The sequence below is a fragment of the Thalassoglobus sp. genome, from assembly GCF_048270125.1.
Lineage (GTDB): Bacteria > Planctomycetota > Planctomycetia > Planctomycetales > Planctomycetaceae > Thalassoglobus.
On record NZ_JBLWTN010000029.1, the window covers coordinates 37,112 to 53,913 of the forward strand.

13 protein-coding genes and 1 tRNA gene are annotated in these 16,802 nt (G+C 50.4%); 7 read left to right on the forward strand and 7 right to left on the reverse strand.

Features of this window, described 5'->3' with window-relative positions; genetic code table 11:
* Positions 1-438: 438 nt before the first annotated feature.
* The 3 genes from ACN0YR_RS21475 to ACN0YR_RS21485 form a co-directional block, all read right to left on the reverse strand.
* Positions 439-1,263, reverse strand: coding sequence for a restriction endonuclease (locus ACN0YR_RS21475; RefSeq protein ID WP_417851264.1), 825 nt, complete (start codon positions 1,261-1,263; stop codon positions 439-441).
* The gene (locus tag ACN0YR_RS21480; protein ID WP_417851265.1) at positions 1,263-2,108 is read right to left on the reverse strand and encodes a class I SAM-dependent methyltransferase; all 846 of its coding nucleotides are present in this window, start codon (positions 2,106-2,108) and stop codon (positions 1,263-1,265) included. Before ACN0YR_RS21480 ends, ACN0YR_RS21475 begins: the two co-directional genes overlap by 1 nt.
* Before the next feature lie 190 nt (positions 2,109-2,298).
* A complete protein-coding gene (locus ACN0YR_RS21485; RefSeq protein WP_417851266.1) occupies positions 2,299-2,487 on the reverse strand; it encodes a hypothetical protein in 189 nt (62 codons plus the stop codon).
* A 428-nt stretch (positions 2,488-2,915) separates the two neighbouring features.
* Between ACN0YR_RS21485 and ACN0YR_RS21490 the strand changes: the two genes are divergently transcribed.
* Positions 2,916-3,098, forward strand: coding sequence for a phage integrase N-terminal SAM-like domain-containing protein (locus ACN0YR_RS21490; protein ID WP_417851294.1), 183 nt, complete (start codon positions 2,916-2,918; stop codon positions 3,096-3,098).
* A gap of 193 nt (positions 3,099-3,291) precedes the next feature.
* Here the strand turns inward: ACN0YR_RS21490 and ACN0YR_RS21495 are convergent.
* The 3 genes from ACN0YR_RS21495 to bioD all read right to left on the reverse strand — a co-directional run bounded on the left by ACN0YR_RS21495 (position 3,292) and on the right by bioD (position 6,062).
* Positions 3,292-3,377, reverse strand: a tRNA-Leu gene (locus tag ACN0YR_RS21495).
* 213 nt (positions 3,378-3,590) lie between these two features.
* The gene (locus ACN0YR_RS21500; RefSeq protein ID WP_417851267.1) at positions 3,591-5,102 is read right to left on the reverse strand and encodes a hypothetical protein; all 1,512 of its coding nucleotides are present in this window, start codon (positions 5,100-5,102) and stop codon (positions 3,591-3,593) included.
* A gap of 204 nt (positions 5,103-5,306) precedes the next feature.
* Positions 5,307-6,062: a dethiobiotin synthase gene (gene bioD, locus ACN0YR_RS21505; protein ID WP_417851268.1), complete on the reverse strand. Its 756-nt coding sequence runs from the start codon at positions 6,060-6,062 to the stop codon at positions 5,307-5,309.
* 1,147 nt (positions 6,063-7,209) lie between these two features.
* Between bioD and ACN0YR_RS21510 the strand changes: the two genes are divergently transcribed.
* The 3 genes from ACN0YR_RS21510 to ACN0YR_RS21520 all read left to right on the forward strand — a co-directional run bounded on the left by ACN0YR_RS21510 (position 7,210) and on the right by ACN0YR_RS21520 (position 10,606).
* Entirely contained in the window at positions 7,210-8,139 is a 930-nt protein-coding gene (locus ACN0YR_RS21510) for an alpha/beta hydrolase family protein (RefSeq protein ID WP_417851269.1), read from the forward strand.
* Positions 8,140-8,334: 195 nt separating this feature from the next.
* Complete coding sequence (locus ACN0YR_RS21515; protein ID WP_417851270.1) at positions 8,335-8,982, forward strand: adenylate kinase family protein; 648 nt, start codon at positions 8,335-8,337, stop codon at positions 8,980-8,982.
* A 427-nt stretch (positions 8,983-9,409) separates the two neighbouring features.
* The gene (locus ACN0YR_RS21520) at positions 9,410-10,606 is read left to right on the forward strand and encodes a rhomboid family intramembrane serine protease (RefSeq protein WP_417851271.1); all 1,197 of its coding nucleotides are present in this window, start codon (positions 9,410-9,412) and stop codon (positions 10,604-10,606) included.
* A 169-nt stretch (positions 10,607-10,775) separates the two neighbouring features.
* Here the strand turns inward: ACN0YR_RS21520 and glyA are convergent, their stop codons facing one another.
* On the reverse strand, positions 10,776-12,017 hold the full coding sequence (gene glyA, locus ACN0YR_RS21525) for a serine hydroxymethyltransferase (protein ID WP_417851272.1): 1,242 nt from the start codon (positions 12,015-12,017) through the stop codon (positions 10,776-10,778).
* A gap of 698 nt (positions 12,018-12,715) precedes the next feature.
* On the opposite strand from glyA, the gene ACN0YR_RS21530 reads away from it, so the two are divergent.
* From ACN0YR_RS21530 to ACN0YR_RS21540, 3 genes are all read left to right on the forward strand, one after another.
* The gene (locus ACN0YR_RS21530) at positions 12,716-14,038 is read left to right on the forward strand and encodes a pectate lyase (RefSeq protein ID WP_417851273.1); all 1,323 of its coding nucleotides are present in this window, start codon (positions 12,716-12,718) and stop codon (positions 14,036-14,038) included.
* 89 nt (positions 14,039-14,127) lie between these two features.
* Complete coding sequence (locus ACN0YR_RS21535) at positions 14,128-15,837, forward strand: sodium:solute symporter family transporter (protein ID WP_417851274.1); 1,710 nt, start codon at positions 14,128-14,130, stop codon at positions 15,835-15,837.
* Between the two features lie 28 nt (positions 15,838-15,865).
* A complete protein-coding gene (locus tag ACN0YR_RS21540; RefSeq protein ID WP_417851275.1) occupies positions 15,866-16,621 on the forward strand; it encodes an HpcH/HpaI aldolase family protein in 756 nt (251 codons plus the stop codon).
* The last annotated feature ends 181 nt before the right edge of the window (positions 16,622-16,802 follow it).

The following is a 16,802-nucleotide window of genomic DNA, read 5'->3' on the forward strand; positions in this document are numbered from 1 at the left end:
TAGTCCCAGGTGATCCCATCGCACTATCGCATGCAGTTGGAAAGCTATTAATAGACAGACTATAATTCGGTCTAAAGCTAAATGATATCCTGTCCTTAATCAATTGACAGGATATGTACTCGAACGCACGTATCGCCATTCGTCACGGAAGACCGCCATGACAGCAGATGTTGATCCTCTCACCGAATTGGGATCACTCACGATGACGACTCAAACTCTGCGACGGGTGGCTGGGGACAACCTGCGATCTTTGATTTTCGAATTCTGGAAGGGGCGCAAGCAAGTTGCCCCCAGAGAGTTGGGATTTCGTTTTTTCTGGGGGCAGATTGCTGAAAACGCACAAGCCAGAGATGAACATCCAAGCCAGCAGTCTATCCCCAGCCACCCGTCGGACGGCGGCGAACGATTTGGAATTCAAAAGCTGGTGAGGTCCGCCGCTCAGGTGCAACGTTTTGTTATGCTGTCACGTGTTTCACTCAAAAACTCATCAAGGGTGATTAAGTGCAAGGACATCGGTGCGTTTTCCGCGAATTCAAAAGCGGAGCGAGTAAATCCACCTGTAGTTAGAAGGATCGCGCACCGCGCGCCGGCCACAAAGCATGCACCAACCAAGCGTTGTACTTCACCGATGCCCAGCCGCCCTTGAGACGTGAATTTTTTTACCTCGACGGCAACCGCGTCGGCGCCGGGTATTTTCAATCGTATGTCTATTCCTGCATCGTTGATGCCTGTCAACAATTCAGCATCAAATCCCATCTCAACAAAACTCTGCGCCACGAGCTCTTCAAATTGCTGTGGCGAGATTTGTTCAAGCAAAGCGGTGTCTTCCGCAGCCGCGGCTAGGTGTTCTCGTGCGTTATCAAAGGTAGCTTCACCGCGAGGCTTACGCGGAGAAAGGCGTTTGACGTATTCGACAATCTCGTCGTATACGTGCGACCCAAGCTTGCGAGAAAAGAATACTGGGAGTGATGCAATCTCGGACGGAATCTCGGAAGGACCATCGGAAACAAGGATTACCGGTGTGCCAGCACCAACGGCGTACCCGATTTCAAGAAGGACGTTTGCGTTTGAGTCACGAAATCCAGCGTGTGCAATTACGGCATCCGAACGCTTAATTGCGGAAAGGATACTTGCTTGAAGGTCCGAACCAAATTTGACATCCTCTATTCGCAATACGTGAATTCCACGAACAGTCAATTCCATAGCGAGTTCTTCACTGACGAATGACTCCGATCTCGGATTTGACAAAAATACTGTTGTCATCACTTAGCCTCCTGCGCACGAGTAAGAGCCCAATACGAATAAAGATACGACTCTTTGTCACTGGCCTCGTTACCGGTTCCGGCGCCAAATTTTGTGAGGCTTTCAAGCGCGCCTCGCGTTTGCTGGAGTTTGCTTGTGAGAAGTGCTTGAATTCGTTCGGCCGTTGCCATCACCGCAGCTTCCCGCTTGTCGGCGATTTCTTCCGGAATTGAGAGGTGAGACCGCTTAATTTGAACGTTCCAGCCATTGCAGGAAGAATGCTGCCATTGGCCTATTGCAGGTTCGTACTCGCTTGCACCAAGTTGGGCACACAACGTTGCTATTACCGACTTGATTTCAACTGTGGACCAGAGGACAGCCCCCAGTTCCGGAGAGGGCAACTTGTCCATGTCATAAATGAATAAGCTTCCGTTTGGTGACAGCCGATTAATGCAATCGAAAAGAATTCCGGACAACCGTACCGGGATGATTTCATGCACCGTGTTGGTGAGCGTGATGAAATCGAATGATAACTCATTAGGAAGGACGTCCGAGAAACGTGAGATTTCACCGATGTCAAATCGGGCGTCACCCAACTCGAGTGACTCGGCGACCTGCGCGGCATTGCGTGAGTGATTGTTGTCGATGTCGTACCCGCAATATCGAATCTTCTTGCGGTGATTGTCGGAGATGTTGTCTTTCAGATGAGAGATGACTTGTCCGCGGCCGCATGCAAGGTCCAGCCAATCAAGAGTCGAAGAATTGGGGTCCGCGAGCATACCTTGAAGAAGCGTTAATGCAGCCTGATGTTGCACCAGCATTCGCTCAGGATTGAAGTAGGCATCGGAATCAGCGATGGAATTCATCGAGGCCTTTCCTTAGGTGTTCTCTTACAGTATAGCTATTGATCGACAGAATGTAATTCTACCTAAAGTTAAATGATATTCTGCCTGTAATCAATTGACGGGATACGAACGCGTGTTCACAGAATGTCACCCCTCAGGGAAGACCGCCATGACAGCGACGGGTGGCTGAGAGGAGTCCCAGCCTTGCACCTTACGAGTGCAGATCCGTTCCATTCACCCGGTGCTTTGCGATCAGCGCTTTGACCTCGTCCAGCAACTCGACCGGTACGGCGACCACCTCTACTTCCGGTTCGGTCTTCTTTGCCGACCTTGGAGAGTTCGCTGTTTTGAGCATTTCCGGGCTGAGATCCTCAGCGTTCGGAGTGGGTTCCACAGACACACTCGGTATAATCTGTGTGGCTTTGCTCTGCATGTTGCTGATTGGCAAGTTGTCGTAGTTCTGGCATTTCGAACAGCCACATGATTGATTGTGGATAGCCTTCGGGTTGTATCTTTGTCCGTAGTTGCCGCAATCCGCGCAACCGCAAGTGTCGTTGTGCCAAGTCATACAATGGGTTCCTCACGCTCTATGGATGAGATGAGCCCCATCCGTTTTATCACAGGGATAACTATTGATAGACAGAATTTAATTCTGCCTAAAGTTAAATGGTATTCTGCCTATCGTCAATTAACAGGGAGGGGACATGCGTTTATGAAGGTCGTCTTTCAGGGAAGACTGCCATGACAGCGGATGTTGATCCTCTCACCGAATTGGGATCACTCACGGTGACGACACAAACTCTTCGGTCACCAAAATTGTTGGACCGCATGCGAAATGAGTTGCGAGTGTTGCACTCTGCCTGGAAAACTGAGCAGTCCTGCGTGAGGTGGATTGAACGGTTTCTGCGTTTCCATCGCAAACGGAATCATGGTCATTGGAAGTCCTCGCAACAGATGGGAAAGGCAGAAGCTGAGCAATATCTGACCCACTTAGCGCATCATTCGAATTGACGTTCAGATTCTGTCTCGTGGTGAACACCAATTTCATTAGAGAAACTCGCTCTTCACGGGCGAACGATTGAGCAAAGGGTAAAGCAAACGCCTCCAGATGCCGACCCAATCGCTGCCCCCAAATTGCCCCCAATAGCGTTGGGTGCATAAAAAAAGGACTCACGGCGATTGCCATAAGTCCTTTCGTGAAAAGTGCCCAAGACAGGAGTCGAACCTGCACGGGGTATTAACCCCACTAGGCCCTCAACCTAGCGCGTCTGCCAATTCCGCCACTTGGGCGCGGATGGGTACTCTAATTTCAGATTGCTTTTTCGGCAAGCCAATTGCGATGACAAATCCTGTTCAAGGGCGGTTCGCAGACAAAAACCCGAGATTCGCTGGAGAATTCGTAATGTTTGGCGCAACTGACCGCTGTTTATCTGGTTCAGACGGCCTCGCTGATCCGTGGATCGGCAGGGACTGATGGGATGTTCCGCAATTGTAGAATCGATGTCAGCTGGGTTTTGTGCTCTCCTGCACTTTCAGGACATGGCGAGCTTCTTCCTTTTTTGTCTGTTTCGCCACGGCAGCTTTCTGTGACTTGATGTCAGACTGATCGAAAGAGACATCGAAAATGGTTGTGACGCCATTACCGTTAGGGGAGAAGCCTTTGCGGAACTGGACGCGCCAGGTGATTGATTCTGCAGAGCCCAAGTCCGTGTTTTCGGAACTGGCGATGTATGTTTCCACCGACTCCCCGGGAGCGAGGACAGTTCCAAGCTTTTGGTCTTTCATGTCCCAGTCGCTGGTTTTGGAATGACGGTAAGTCGCGATCGCTTCAGAATTCTCTTTGGCATCTTTGGGGAACAAGTATTGATTTGAATATTCTTGTTGCTGTTCAGCTTTCACGACCCAGCGGAGTAGTAAATCTCCATCGAGAGGAGCAATCTCCTGATCTTTGGAGACGTTCGTGAAGCGAACCCAGAGTTTGTACACCGGTCCTGTTGGGAGTCGTGTCAACTTTGAAGTGCTGTCGTAGTGTGTAAATTCGAGCGGTTCATTCACGACTCGCAAAGGCTCGACTTCGATGTTGCCAAATCTTTGTTTCTCGCCGAGTCGAAGGGTGTGCCCTGGTGGAAGTCTTGCCTCAACCGGGACAAAGGTGATGCTGTCGACCGGTTCGGGGGAGACGTCTGGCAAGCTCTCCAGTTGTTCGGCGTCTGGAGCCTTTTCTCCGTTGCTCATAAGTAATGCCAGGGCAATTAACGTGATTGCGCTGGCGTAACTTGCGAGAAGGATGAATTTTAAGTTGGACTTTTCAGCTGCCTTCTCCTCCGTAGCAGTGGAGACAGAACCTGAAGCCGGACTGGAAGCAGTTGCTGCCTCTTCGGTTTCAGAAGTTTCAGGGACTGACTGGTTCTCCTCAGCGACTGTTTCTTCCGGTTCCTTTTCGTCTGCCGAGGCTGACCCGACGGGCTGTTCGTCGTTGTCGCTTTCCTCTGTCGAAAAATCTTCTACTTCCTGGTCGGTTGTCTGGTTGATTGTCTCCGATGGAAGGACGACTGTTTCATCGTCAGGGGATTCCGAGTTGGTCGTATCATGTGAGGAAGTTTCCAACTGACGTCCCGGCATCAGAACGGTTGGGCCTTCTCTTTCGTCTGTCGGTTCCTGTTCTCTTTCGTCGCTCTCATCATTAAAGACAGACTGCTTCTCTTCGGAGTCGTCAGCAGAGTCGTCGCTGACAGTCTTTGACTCCTCTTTTTCAGCTACTTCTTCCTTCGAGGCGTCATTTATTTCTGTATTTGTCTCTGAGCTGGAAGCTTCCTCTGACTCAGTGGCATGTTCGGACGAAACTTCTTCCGTAGCTGCCTCTGTAGCTTGTGGGTCTTCGTTTGCTTCTTCTTCTTTTTTGTTCAGCCAGGAAAAATCTGGTGTTGAGTCCGATCCCGTCATCGTAATGATCCGTAGTTCCAAAAATGAATTGTCTCGGTGAGTGACATCAATGTTCGCAATCGTTGAGAGCATCTTCAATGCTTCTTGCGTCCATGAAGAATGTCTAGGGCAGTTTGCTCTACTGTGTGTCCGTGAAGAACGCATTTCTCTAGTAAAATGCTGTTCGCCACGAGGCAGAACCTGCAAACCAGTTCGAAAGATGCTCTATCGTCAGGAAAAATACTGTACACCCCGAGACAGGACGCGTACATCATTTTCGAAATGCTTAATTGTTTTTTAGTGGCAGGTTTCTCTTTTCCCTGTGGGAAAGAGATCTGTGGTGGAGGGTGACATCGTCTCCCACCAGTCTATGCTTGCCAATGTTTGATCACATCGCAACTCTGCCTCGTGATTGAATTCGGCGAGAGCTAAAAATGGAATCTCGGCGAACTTTTGAATTTCTTCTGCATTTGAAATCAATTGGTTCCTGGTCTCGCTGTTGTTTTCAGGCTGCGAGGCCTCATTGAGAATGACGCCCGCAACTTTCAATCCGCTCCGTTGGATTGCTTCCACAGTGAGCAGCGTTTGATTGATCGCTCCCAGTCTCTGAGCTGCAATCACCAGAACCGGAAAGCCGGCCCATTTCGCAAAATGCTCAACTGTCAGCGAGTCCGAAATCGGGCTTTTCCAGCCACCGATCCCTTCGATGACGATTCCATCGACGCGGCTGTTCCAGTTCAGCAGACCTGTCTGTAAGAGGTCTTCGTCAACGGAGCGATTTTCGAGTCTGGCAGCGACGGGTGGGGCCAACGGGGCTAGAAATTGTTGTGGGCAGATCAAATCTCCAGGAAATTTTCCTGTACACGCGTTGTGTAGCGTCTCGATGTCGCTCCAACTGGGAGGCTCGGCTGGGGAGGATTCGACGGCTCCGGAGCAAACGGGCTTGTAGGCCCCGACAGAGTGGCCCTGCTGACACAACGTTCTAAGAATGGCAGCCGCCCAAAACGTCTTTCCGACGTCTGTGTCGGTCCCTGTGATGAACAGTCCTCGCATTTGATGTTCCTGAAATGACACGTGTTTCAAAGTCTCCCGCAGGCTGGACGACCTGCTCATCGAAAGTCGCTGAAGATGGGTTGAGTTAATTCGAACCGCTCGGAAGTCATAACAATACAATGATATTCGTTGTGATTCACTCGGTTTTGGTTCCTTGTTCAGGTTTTGTGAGAACTCATCAATGGCGCGCCGGCGAGTTGCAGGCAGGCTTTTTGATCGCCGCTGCGAGAGCGACTCGAGCCGTTCTTCTCGCTGATACGAATCCATCTTCTTGATTCTCTGGTGACTATTGATGAAATCGACCTCAAAGGTGAGGTCAGGAAGGAACTTCCGTTCGTATGAAATGTTCGGTCAGACTTTTCGTATGGAACCCATTGTCCTGAGGTGGCCAATTGACCGAACACCGGTTCACTTATAGACTTGAAAAGAGTGATATGTACGACAGAAATCAGCTTCGCAGCCCGATTTGCAGAGTTGATCGAGTCGAAAAGTGGCACCTGCGATGACACTTTTCGGTCTGGTTCAGTTAAAAACTTTTGATGGACATGATGCGCGACGAACGTAGCAGCCACTTGTTTGTTTTTGCGGTAAGCCTTTCCATTTGAGGGACTTACGATAATTCTGTGGCTTGAAGTGTTGCTGTCCAGTTCAGGCAGATGCGTGAATTGGAATTTGATTATTCGGGCACAGAGTTGTTTGCAAATGATATCGGAGGTCGGATCAGCGATTGTTGTTGCAAAATACCCTGTCGCGCGGCAGAATCGGACAACCTCGCCCGCAAGTCGGAGAGTGTGGTGAGGTCGAACGGTTTGCTGGGGCTTTCGAAAGTCGTTTTTCGGGAAGTGAAAGGCCTCAGTCCAAGTCGAAGAGTGTTTTCTCCGAAGCGATCCGGAATTTGGTCTTATTTGACAGAGATGGAGTCCCTTTCGACCTTCACAGACGTTCGTCCCCCGCGAGCTTTGAGAATAGATCCGAAAACCTGACTTTGGTTTTTTAAGCGGTGAGAAAATCCTTCACCGCAAAGGTTTCCGGGTAGGTACAAAGAACCACTAACAAAACTCCTGAAATCGTTTTGGTTCACTGAGTTTCGAGATATTGTTCAGGTTTTGTTAGAGCTAATAAATACCAGCAAGCAGGAGATTCGCCCATGCATCGTTTCGTCGTTCAATATGCCGTGCTCGCTACGGTTTTCATTCTTCCCTGTTCAGCGATTGCTCAAGAAGATTTCCAGGACCTGGTCGTTCAGGCAGCTGGAGATCGTTTTCCCATTCACATTACCTATTTTCCTGCACTTGAAAGTGCTGTAAGTGGGGGACTGTCAAACGCGCCTGTTGTCGTTCTGTTGCATGGCGAAAAGGAAAGTCGACTGATTTGGAACAAAGGTTCTTCCCCGCGTGGAGTGAACCCGTTTCCTGTGGAACTGCAAAAACGAGGTTATGCAGTCATCACCGTGGACTTAAGAAAGCATGGAGAGAGCTTAGTTGAAGGGCAGAAGGACGATGTTCGGCCTGACGATTATGGAAAGATGATCCTGGGCGACATGAAAGGCGTGAAGGATTTTATTCAGGAGGAGCATCAGAAACGAAATCTCAACATGCGAAAGATGGGAATTGTCGCGAGTGGTTTCAGTGCACCAATTGCCGCAGCGTTCGCAGAGTTTGATTGGCGGCAGGTACCTTATGATGATGCCCCGATCCCAGCCCAGCGGACACCCCGCGGACAGGATGTGAAAGTGCTGATTCTGGTCTCTCCTGATGCCGGAGCAGGACGAGCTCGAACTTCGAAGTCCGTCGGGTTTTTGAAGTCGCCGAGCATGGGAGTTTCGCTTCAGGTTGTTGTTGGGGAAGAGGACACGACGAGCTTCCGAGCTGCACGTTCGATTTACCAGAACTTCACAACGATTAAAGACAATGATCAACGTGCAGAGTTCGTGACCCCCAAAGTGAAGGATGCCGGAATCGCATTGCTTCGACTTCCTGTTGGGGCTGCATATCTTCCGATGCTGAAGTTTCTTGACGAACAGCTCAAGAAGCGCGATGATCCTTGGGCTGATCGCCGTAGCCGCCTAGAACGCTAATTGAGTTTGAACGTTTTCAAAGTCCAAGATACTGCTTCCAGGTTCGCTTCAGCAAATTTCCAATCGACTGTGGAAATCCCCTTTGTGAATTGCATATTCGTCCCACGAAAATCGGCTGTTGTGAAGACTCGGTAGAGCAAAAAAGTCAAAGGTCGCCTGTTGGCGACCTTCTTTATTTCCAGAAGGTTTTCTTTCATGACTAATTCGGCCAAACCCGCTTCCTCCGGGAAACCAGCCTACCCATATCCCTGTGCCCTGGTGTTCGGAGTTCCAGGTGCGGGAAAAGGGACTCAAGGGGAAATTCTAACGAAGGTCCCTGGGTTCTTTCACCTTTCTAGTGGAGTCATCTTTCGAAAGCTCGATGCACAAAGCGAAGAAGGGAAAATCGTTCGGGAATACAGCGCGCGAGGTGATCTTGCTCCTGACGATGTGACAATTAAGATCTTTTTGAACTGGCTTGAGTCACAACGTGCGGCAGATCGTTTTCGCCCACGAGAACAACTGCTTCTTCTGGATGGTATTCCCCGGAATATCCACCAGTGCGAGATCCTGGAAAAATACATTGATGTGAAACTGCTGCTGCATTTTGTCTGCTATGACGAAGAGGCGATGATCGCCCGGATTCGCAGACGTGCAGTTCTTGAAAACCGGACAGATGACGCTAACGAATCTGTCACACGGAAGCGTTTCGAAGTGTACCACAAGGCGACCGCCCCGGTTCTTGATTACTACAAAGATGTCGTTCAGGAGGTCGATTGTGCAAAAATTCAGGCAGATGTTTTGAGCCAGTCTCTCGACTATCTCGTTCCCATCTTGAAAGAGAATTTTCCGCGGGATTGCTAAGCATGGCTCAGAAGGCCTCGGGAATCGTTCGGAGCCACTCTGATTTCGAAGTCTCGTTCAGGTTTTGTTAGAGCGATAGAGCAGTTTGCTCTACCGTTTGCCCGTGAAGAACGCGTTTGATCAATAAAAATGCTGTCCGCCACGAGGCAGAGCCTGCACACCAATTCGAAAGATGCTCTAGAACTCCTGATTTGAACCAGTGGTCACACAGTTCAAGCACTGTTCATATCGTTTTCGCACTGTTCGTTCGTGGTACTGAATTGGTAAAGTCTATTTGTAGATGCAGAAGGACTCCCGTTTATTCCCTTGATCCCTCGACTCACGAAGCGGTCTGATCGGTCGCCCACTTTGGTATCGGCTCTGATGAGTTAAGCCTGGGTTTCACGCAGACCGTTCAACGCAGTCTCGTTCAGCATTGTAGCCCGTCGTGATTCTGTTTCCGATATCCACTGATGCTCCGATTTATCATCGTCCGATCGGGACGATTGCTTTGATCGTGGCGAACGTGGCTGTCTTTGCTCTGACAGTTTCCGATCTACACGAAGCAGTTGATCAGTATGGGCTGCATCATGGAGCGGGGTTCACGCCAGTGGAGTGGGTGACCTCCAACTTCATTCATGGCGGCTTCATTCATCTGCTAGGTAATATGGTCTTCCTGTGGGGGTTCGGCCTGATCGTTGAGGGGAAGATCGGCACGCTGAATTTCCTGGGGATCTATCTGGGAATCGGGGTGGCGGAATGTCTCCTTGAGCAAGCCATTTTCACTCATTCGCCAGGGATTTCATTCGGGGCCAGTGCGATTATTTTCGGGCTTATGTCGATCTCCTTGATCTGGGCTCCTCAGAATGAACTCTCTGTCTTCTACTGGTTATTCTTTCGATTTGTGGGTGTTTTCGATCTGTCGGTCGTTGCCTTCGCGGCTCTCAAGATGCTGATGTCGGGGTTGATTATCATCATCTTTTTGATGATCGGGTTCCCTCCAGGAGGAGAGTTGCTGCACTTGATGGGCGCTGGCATTGGGGCGGTTGTCGGATTTGTTTACCTGAAAGCCAAACTCGTCGACTGCGAAGGTTGGGACATCCTGACGGTGATCTCTGGGAAAACACCGACGAGCGAAAAGTATCTTTCTCAGTCTTATCAGGAAGCGATGAGAAGACGGGCGAATGCTTCCAAAGCAAAAAGAAAACGCTCGGTGGATTTGAATAAAAAGCTGGATCGCAGTAAGCCATCACCAGCGAGGTTCGCTCAACTTCTTGATGAAAATAAATCGAACGCCGCCTACGCAGAGTTGGAGCGAATTCGGCATCATAAGCCTGAATGGACACCGACTCAGGAGCAGTTGATTTCTCTGGCTCGTGGATTGCGAACCGCCAGTAACATGCGGGACGCTGTAAAAGCCTATCTTGATTTCATCGAGCTCAACTCAGAATTCACGCTCGCAAAGTTGGAACTTGCAGAGATCTTTGTGTTTGTGCAGGAACGTCCCAGCGCTGCTTTGAGGCTTCTGGAGCAGTGTGACGTTGGCAGCTTCTCTGACAAGCAAAAGAAGCGTCACCAACAGGCGACGCTTCATGCTCAATCGATGATTAGCGATGGCATCATCGAAATCGATTTTCAATCTTAACGCAGAGTCGATGGTTGGTTGAGGATTGAGAAAGTCTTGCGATTGGCTGTTTCCCAGTGATTGTTCCCCGGTTGTTGAGCACGGGGCAATGGTCCCGTGCTACGAGTTCTTGAATGTGCCTGAGTACCAGGTCATGCTGACGCATATGGCGATCAGGTTCCGGTGGACCTTATTCGATTCCCGGGACGGGATAGGCTTTTGCGAACTCTGCAATTTCTTTGCGAACAGCATCGATTGCAGCTTCGTCTTCAGCAGATTTCAAGACTTGAAGAATCCACGCTCCGACCTTTTTCATCTCGTCTTCTTTCATTCCACGAGTTGTCAGAGCAGCTGTTCCGATGCGGACTCCGCTGGGGTCGAGCGGCTTGCGTTGATCGAATGGGATCATGTTTTTGTTGACGGTGATTCCAGCTCGGTCGAGTGACTCCTCTCCAATCTTTCCGGTGAGGCCAATCGCTGTCATGTCGCAGAGCATCAGGTGGTTGTCGGTCCCGCCACTGGCGAGGCGAATTCCACCACCCATCAAGACCTCAGCGAGCGTTTTAGCATTCGCAACGGTTTGCTTGGCGTACTCTTTGAATGACGGCTGAAGAGCTTCTTTGAAGCAGACCGCTTTCGCTGCGACAATGTGCATCAACGGACCTCCTTGAAGACCGGGGAACACTGTTTTGTCGAGGTCTTTTTGGTGTTCTTTTTTGCACAGAACAAACCCGGACCGTGGTCCGCGAAGCGTCTTGTGCGATGTTGATGAAACAAAGTCAGCGACTTCAACCGGGTTGTTGTGGATGCCTCCAGCGACGAGCCCGGCGTAGTGTGCCATGTCAACAAAGAGAAGTGCATTGTTCTCTTTGGCAATCTGAGCGAATTTCGGGTGGTCGATTTCACGCGGGTAAGCGCTGGCTCCAGCTACGATCATTTTCGGCTTGTGTTCTTTTGCAAGAGCTGCCACTTGATCGAAATCGATGAGGTTATTGTCTTCACGAACTCCGTAAGGGACGATGTTGTACAGTTGCCCCGAGAAATTCAGATGCATTCCATGTGTCAGGTGTCCACCATGAGCGAGGTTCATCGCGAGGATCGTGTCCCCCGGATTGAGCTTCGAAAAGTAGACAGCCATGTTGGCTTGCGAACCTGCGTGCGGCTGCACGTTGGCGTGCTCTGCACCGAAGAGTTCACAGGCACGGTCTCGGGCGAGTGTTTCGATGTCATCAACGAACTCGCATCCTCCGTAGTAGCGACGCCCTGGATAGCCTTCCGCATATTTATTGGTGAGAACTGTCCCGGCAGCTTCCTGGATGGCAGCGCTCGTGTAGTTCTCTGAGGCAATCAACTCAAGTCCTTCGACTTGTCGTTGTTGTTCGTGTTGCAGGGCCTTCCAGACTTCGGAATCAGCGTTCTGAAGTGTCGACATATTCATCGCTCCGGATCACAAGTGGTTGTGTGCATTGGACCTGGGAAAAGATGTTCCTCAGGTCGGTTCGGTCGCTTCTCGAAGTCTCATTTCTCCGGCGACATTCTTTTTCACCTTTATAATCATGGCGAATTTTTGAAACCACCCTGAGGCAGGAGAAAACGGAAATCGAGAAGCTGAACTTCTGTCGAACAGGGCCTTCCCTTTATTCATGATGGGCGGTTTGGGGGACTGGTGAAGGGAGCCCATCGGCTTAAATTGATTGATGCTTTCTTCAATGAGATGCTGTGTGACCATGTCACTGTCGCCATCTCACTGTCGCCATGTCGCAGTGAAAGCATCACATCAGTTTAGAACTGATCCTGAAACTTGAAATTGCTCTCTCAAACGTTGAGGAAAGCGGCTATTCCAGAGGTTTTCGGACTGGTTCTAAATTTCTGGCCGAGCTTTGGAGAGGATGCAAGTCAATGAGATTCCGGACTCCCAGCGATCGGATGTCTCAATCGCCCAGTTTTCGGTCACGGTTTTCTTTTCGGTAAAAGCATGTCATAACAATCAGTTCCGATCAGTTGTCGATTGTTCGAGATTAAGGTGGCTGCATGTTTCTGAAACTGATACTTGTCCTCGTTTTTTCTGTAGGTTGCTTTCAGAACTCAAGCGAAGCTCAAAACTCGCTTGCAGAGCAGGCCGAGGCAACGATGAAGAGAGCTGCAACGTACTTCCGGGAGTCTGTGGCAACTCATGGGGGGTATGTCTACCACTATTCACCAGATCTTCAGCAGCGGTGGGGAGAAGGAGTTGCGACCAGGGATCAAATTTGGATTCAACCCCCCGGAACGCCGACTGTCGGAATGGCGTTTCTGAGTGCTTACCAAGCCACCGGAGACGAATATTATCTTGAAGCGGCCCGAGAGGCTGCGTATGCGGTTGCGTATGGGCAACTGAAGTCCGGTGGTTGGCAAAATTGCGTTGACTTCAACAAGCGCGGAACGCGGGTGAATCTGTATCGCAATGGAAAAGGTGGAGGCAAAAACAACTCTTCATTTGACGACGGCCAAACTCAGTCGGCGTTGTTGTTCATGATCAAGATGGACAAGGCTCTCGACTTCAAAGACAAGACGATTCATGAATCCGCTATGGTTGGTTTGCAAGCTGTCCTCGATGCTCAATTCCCCAATGGTGCGTTCCCGCAAGTCTTCACTGGCCCGGTGACTCCGCAACCGATGGCGTCTTCAAACTTCCCCGATTACGACTGGCGTACCGCAGGGCGAGTCAAAAATTACTGGGACATGTACACTCTCAACGATAACGTCAGCGGGTACATTGCGAAGACGCTGATAGAGGCACATAGCGTTTACGACGATCCGAAGTATCTCACTGCACTTGAGAAGCTGGGAGACTTTCTGATTCTTGCTCAAATGCCGCAGCCTCAACCGGGATGGGCTCAACAGTACAACTACAACATGCAGCCAATCTGGGCGAGAAAATTTGAACCTCCCGGAATCTCAGGGGATGAAACTCAAGAGGTCATTGACACGCTTCTGGATCTGGTAGAGCTCACCGGCAACGTGAAATACCTGAAGCCGATCCCAGCTGCCATCGCCTGGCTGAAGGAGTCTCAGCTTCCCAACGGTCAACTCGCACGCTACTACGAACTGAAAACGAACCGACCGCTGTACATGCAGCGAGAAGGAAAAGTCTATTCGTTGACCTATGACGATTCGAACTTGCCCAGCCACTATGGATGGAAAACAGATTCGCGGATTCGAGAGCTTGAAGATCGCGTCAAGCGAGTGAAAGACGGAAAGCCGGCGCCACCTTTGGATTCTTCTGAACTCCAAAGGTCAGTCGAAGCATTAGTCGGATCGCTGGACAAGCAGGGGCGTTGGGTCACAGTTTCTCAAGGCGAACGACTTGTTGGTCAGCCGAAAATTGCCGAAGGGATGTCTTACATCAGTAGCGAAGTTTTTAGTGAAAACCTCAGAACTCTCAGCGAGTATCTCAGTCGAAATGAAAATTGAGTTGCTCGACGGTTCGACGTGCTCTTGTCGTGACTTCTGTGCGGCTGTTACCTTTCTGAAACGACCTCACCTTTAAGAGAACGAATTTCATGACGAAATCCGGAATTTCAGCTTTCCTTATCACTCTTCTTGCAACAAATCTGACCTTCGCTGCGGAGGCGACAGAGCCCGCCGCGATGGGTCCACGCGCGGGGCTGGCAGTCATCGACTGGGTCATCGTGTTCCTCTATGCCTCGGGGACAATTTGTCTGGGGTGGTACTTCAGTCGGAAGCAAAGTACGACAGAGGAATATTTCGTTGGCAGCGGCTCAATGAACCCGATTCTCATCGGTGTCTCTCTGTTTGCAACTCTGCTGAGTACGATTACATATCTCTCCACGCCTGGGGAAAGTCTTGGTAAAGGACCAGTTTACTTCACCAGTCTGCTGGCGATGCCGATCACCTTTTACATCGTCGGTTTCATCTTGCTGCCGGTGTATATGCGCCAGAAGGTGACCAGTGCTTACGAACTTCTGGAAGCCAAGCTTGGGTTAAGCATCCGGATGCTGGGGGCGTGCATGTTCGTCCTTTTGAGACTGGTCTGGATGTCGCTGCTCATTTACATGACATCAAAAGCAATCGTCGAGATGACCGGACTTGCCGACCGATGGATACCTGTTGTCGCTTTAATTACGGGGACGGTAGCTGTCGTGTACACATCATTGGGCGGGCTGAGAGCTGTCGTCATTACGGATGCGATGCAAACCATCCTGCTGTATGGAGGAGCAGTCACAGTGATTGCCATGGTCACCTGGAACATGGGTGGTTTTGGGTGGTTTCCAACAAAGTGGGACCCGCAATGGGACAAGCAACCGATCTTACCCGAAAATGCTCGGACACGCTTAACTGTGTTAGGAGCGATTCTGAATGCCCTGATCTGGAGCGTTTGCACTGCCGGGGGAGATCAAACATCTGTTCAGCGTTTCATGGCGACGAAAGATGCCAAGTCGGCTCGGCTGGCGTTGGCGACGCAACTGATAGTTGGGCTGATTGTCTCTTTGACTTTGGCACTGGTCGGTTTCGCCCTTCTTGGTTACTTCAAGGAATTCCCGGAGCAGATTCCAGCTGGCCTGGACCTCAAGCATGACGCGGACAAAATGTTCACGAATTTCATCGCCTTCAATCTCCCTCCTGGTGTTTCCGGGTTCGTGGTTGCCGCCATGTTTGCGGCAGCGATGTCCAGTATCGACTCTGGGGTCAACTCAATCACTGCCGTCGTCATGACAGACGGTTTGGATCGATTTGGACGCAAACCGAGAACAGAAAAAGAACATGTGCGAATTTCTCGCTGGATGGCTTTAGGGATCGGGCTGCTTGTCGTCATTTGCAGTTCCGCCATGGGAGGGATTCCGGGGAACTACACCGCCGTGACGCAAAAGACTTCGAACCTGTTGACGACACCGATTTTTGGGCTGTTTTTCTTCGCTCTGTTCGTTCCATTCGCAAGTCCAAAAGGGGTTTGGATCGGAGCCATTTGTGGAACGGCAACAGCAGTTCTAGTCGCCTTTTCCGGACCGATTGTGTTTGCACTTTACCTTTGGTTTGATATTGATCCGGCAATCTTTGGGACCGAGGTTGTAGAGTTGCTGAACAAGGAAACCGGGGAAATGGAGAGAAGTGTGCCAGACCCGATCAGTTTTCAATGGATCTCGCTGGCAGCCATTTCGGTGAACATAGTGACTGGCTGTATCGCGAGTAAGATGTTTCCAAAATCAAAGACCCCATCGACTCCAGGACAGGTTGAAACTCCTTCAGCTTGAACTTCATAAAACTCGAGAAAGTAATCGAATGAGAAAAAGTAAAACTCTCGCCCGTATTCGTAATGGCGAGACAGTCCGAATGTGTGCCTTGGGGCATTATATCCCTGCGTTCGTCAAGCACGCGGCTCACTTCGGGTACGACTGCATTTGGCTCGACCTGGAGCACAGAGCGATGAGCGACTCACAGGTTCAATCGCTGCTCGCTTTCGGCCATCTGTTTGATATCGATATCATGGTTCGGTCACCCACCTTGGAGAAAACAAAGCTGTATCGCTATCTCGAAGATGGAGCGGCCGGGCTGATGATTCCGCATGTGAGTACACCGGAAAAAGCAAAAATGCTCGTGGATGCTGTGAAGTTCCCACCCATTGGAGATCGTGGTCTCGATGGAGCCGGGCTCGATTCTGATTTCCTGATGTGCGATGCCGCGCTCTTTCCACAAAATGCCAACGATGAGACCTTTCTCGTTGTGCAAATCGAAACCCCTGAAGCTGTCGAAAACGTCGATGCCATTGCTGGCGTCGAGGGTGTCGATGGACTGTTTGTTGGCCCGGGTGATCTCGGATTGAGACTACAACATACCGATCCGGGTTGGACACTCGAAGATGCCTTCACTCGAACCGCTGAAGCATGCAAGAAGCACAACACAGCTTGGGGAACGCCCGTCGGAACGAAAGAAGCTCTCGAACTTCGTCGCGGACAAGGTGCTCAACTCCTCGCCAACGGCGGAGATTTCCGAGCATTCATGTCGATGCTGGAACAACAGTCAAAACAGTTTGACTAGAACTGATCCTGAAACCTGAATTCACGCGCTCAAGCATCGAGAAAAGCGTTGATTCCAGAAATTTTCGGACTGGTTCTAGTGAAAATGCTGTTCGCCACGAGGCAGAACCTGCAAACCAATTCGAAACACGCTCTAGCAGTGCAATCATTGCCAGAGCGTGTTCACGGTTGGTCTACTGTGA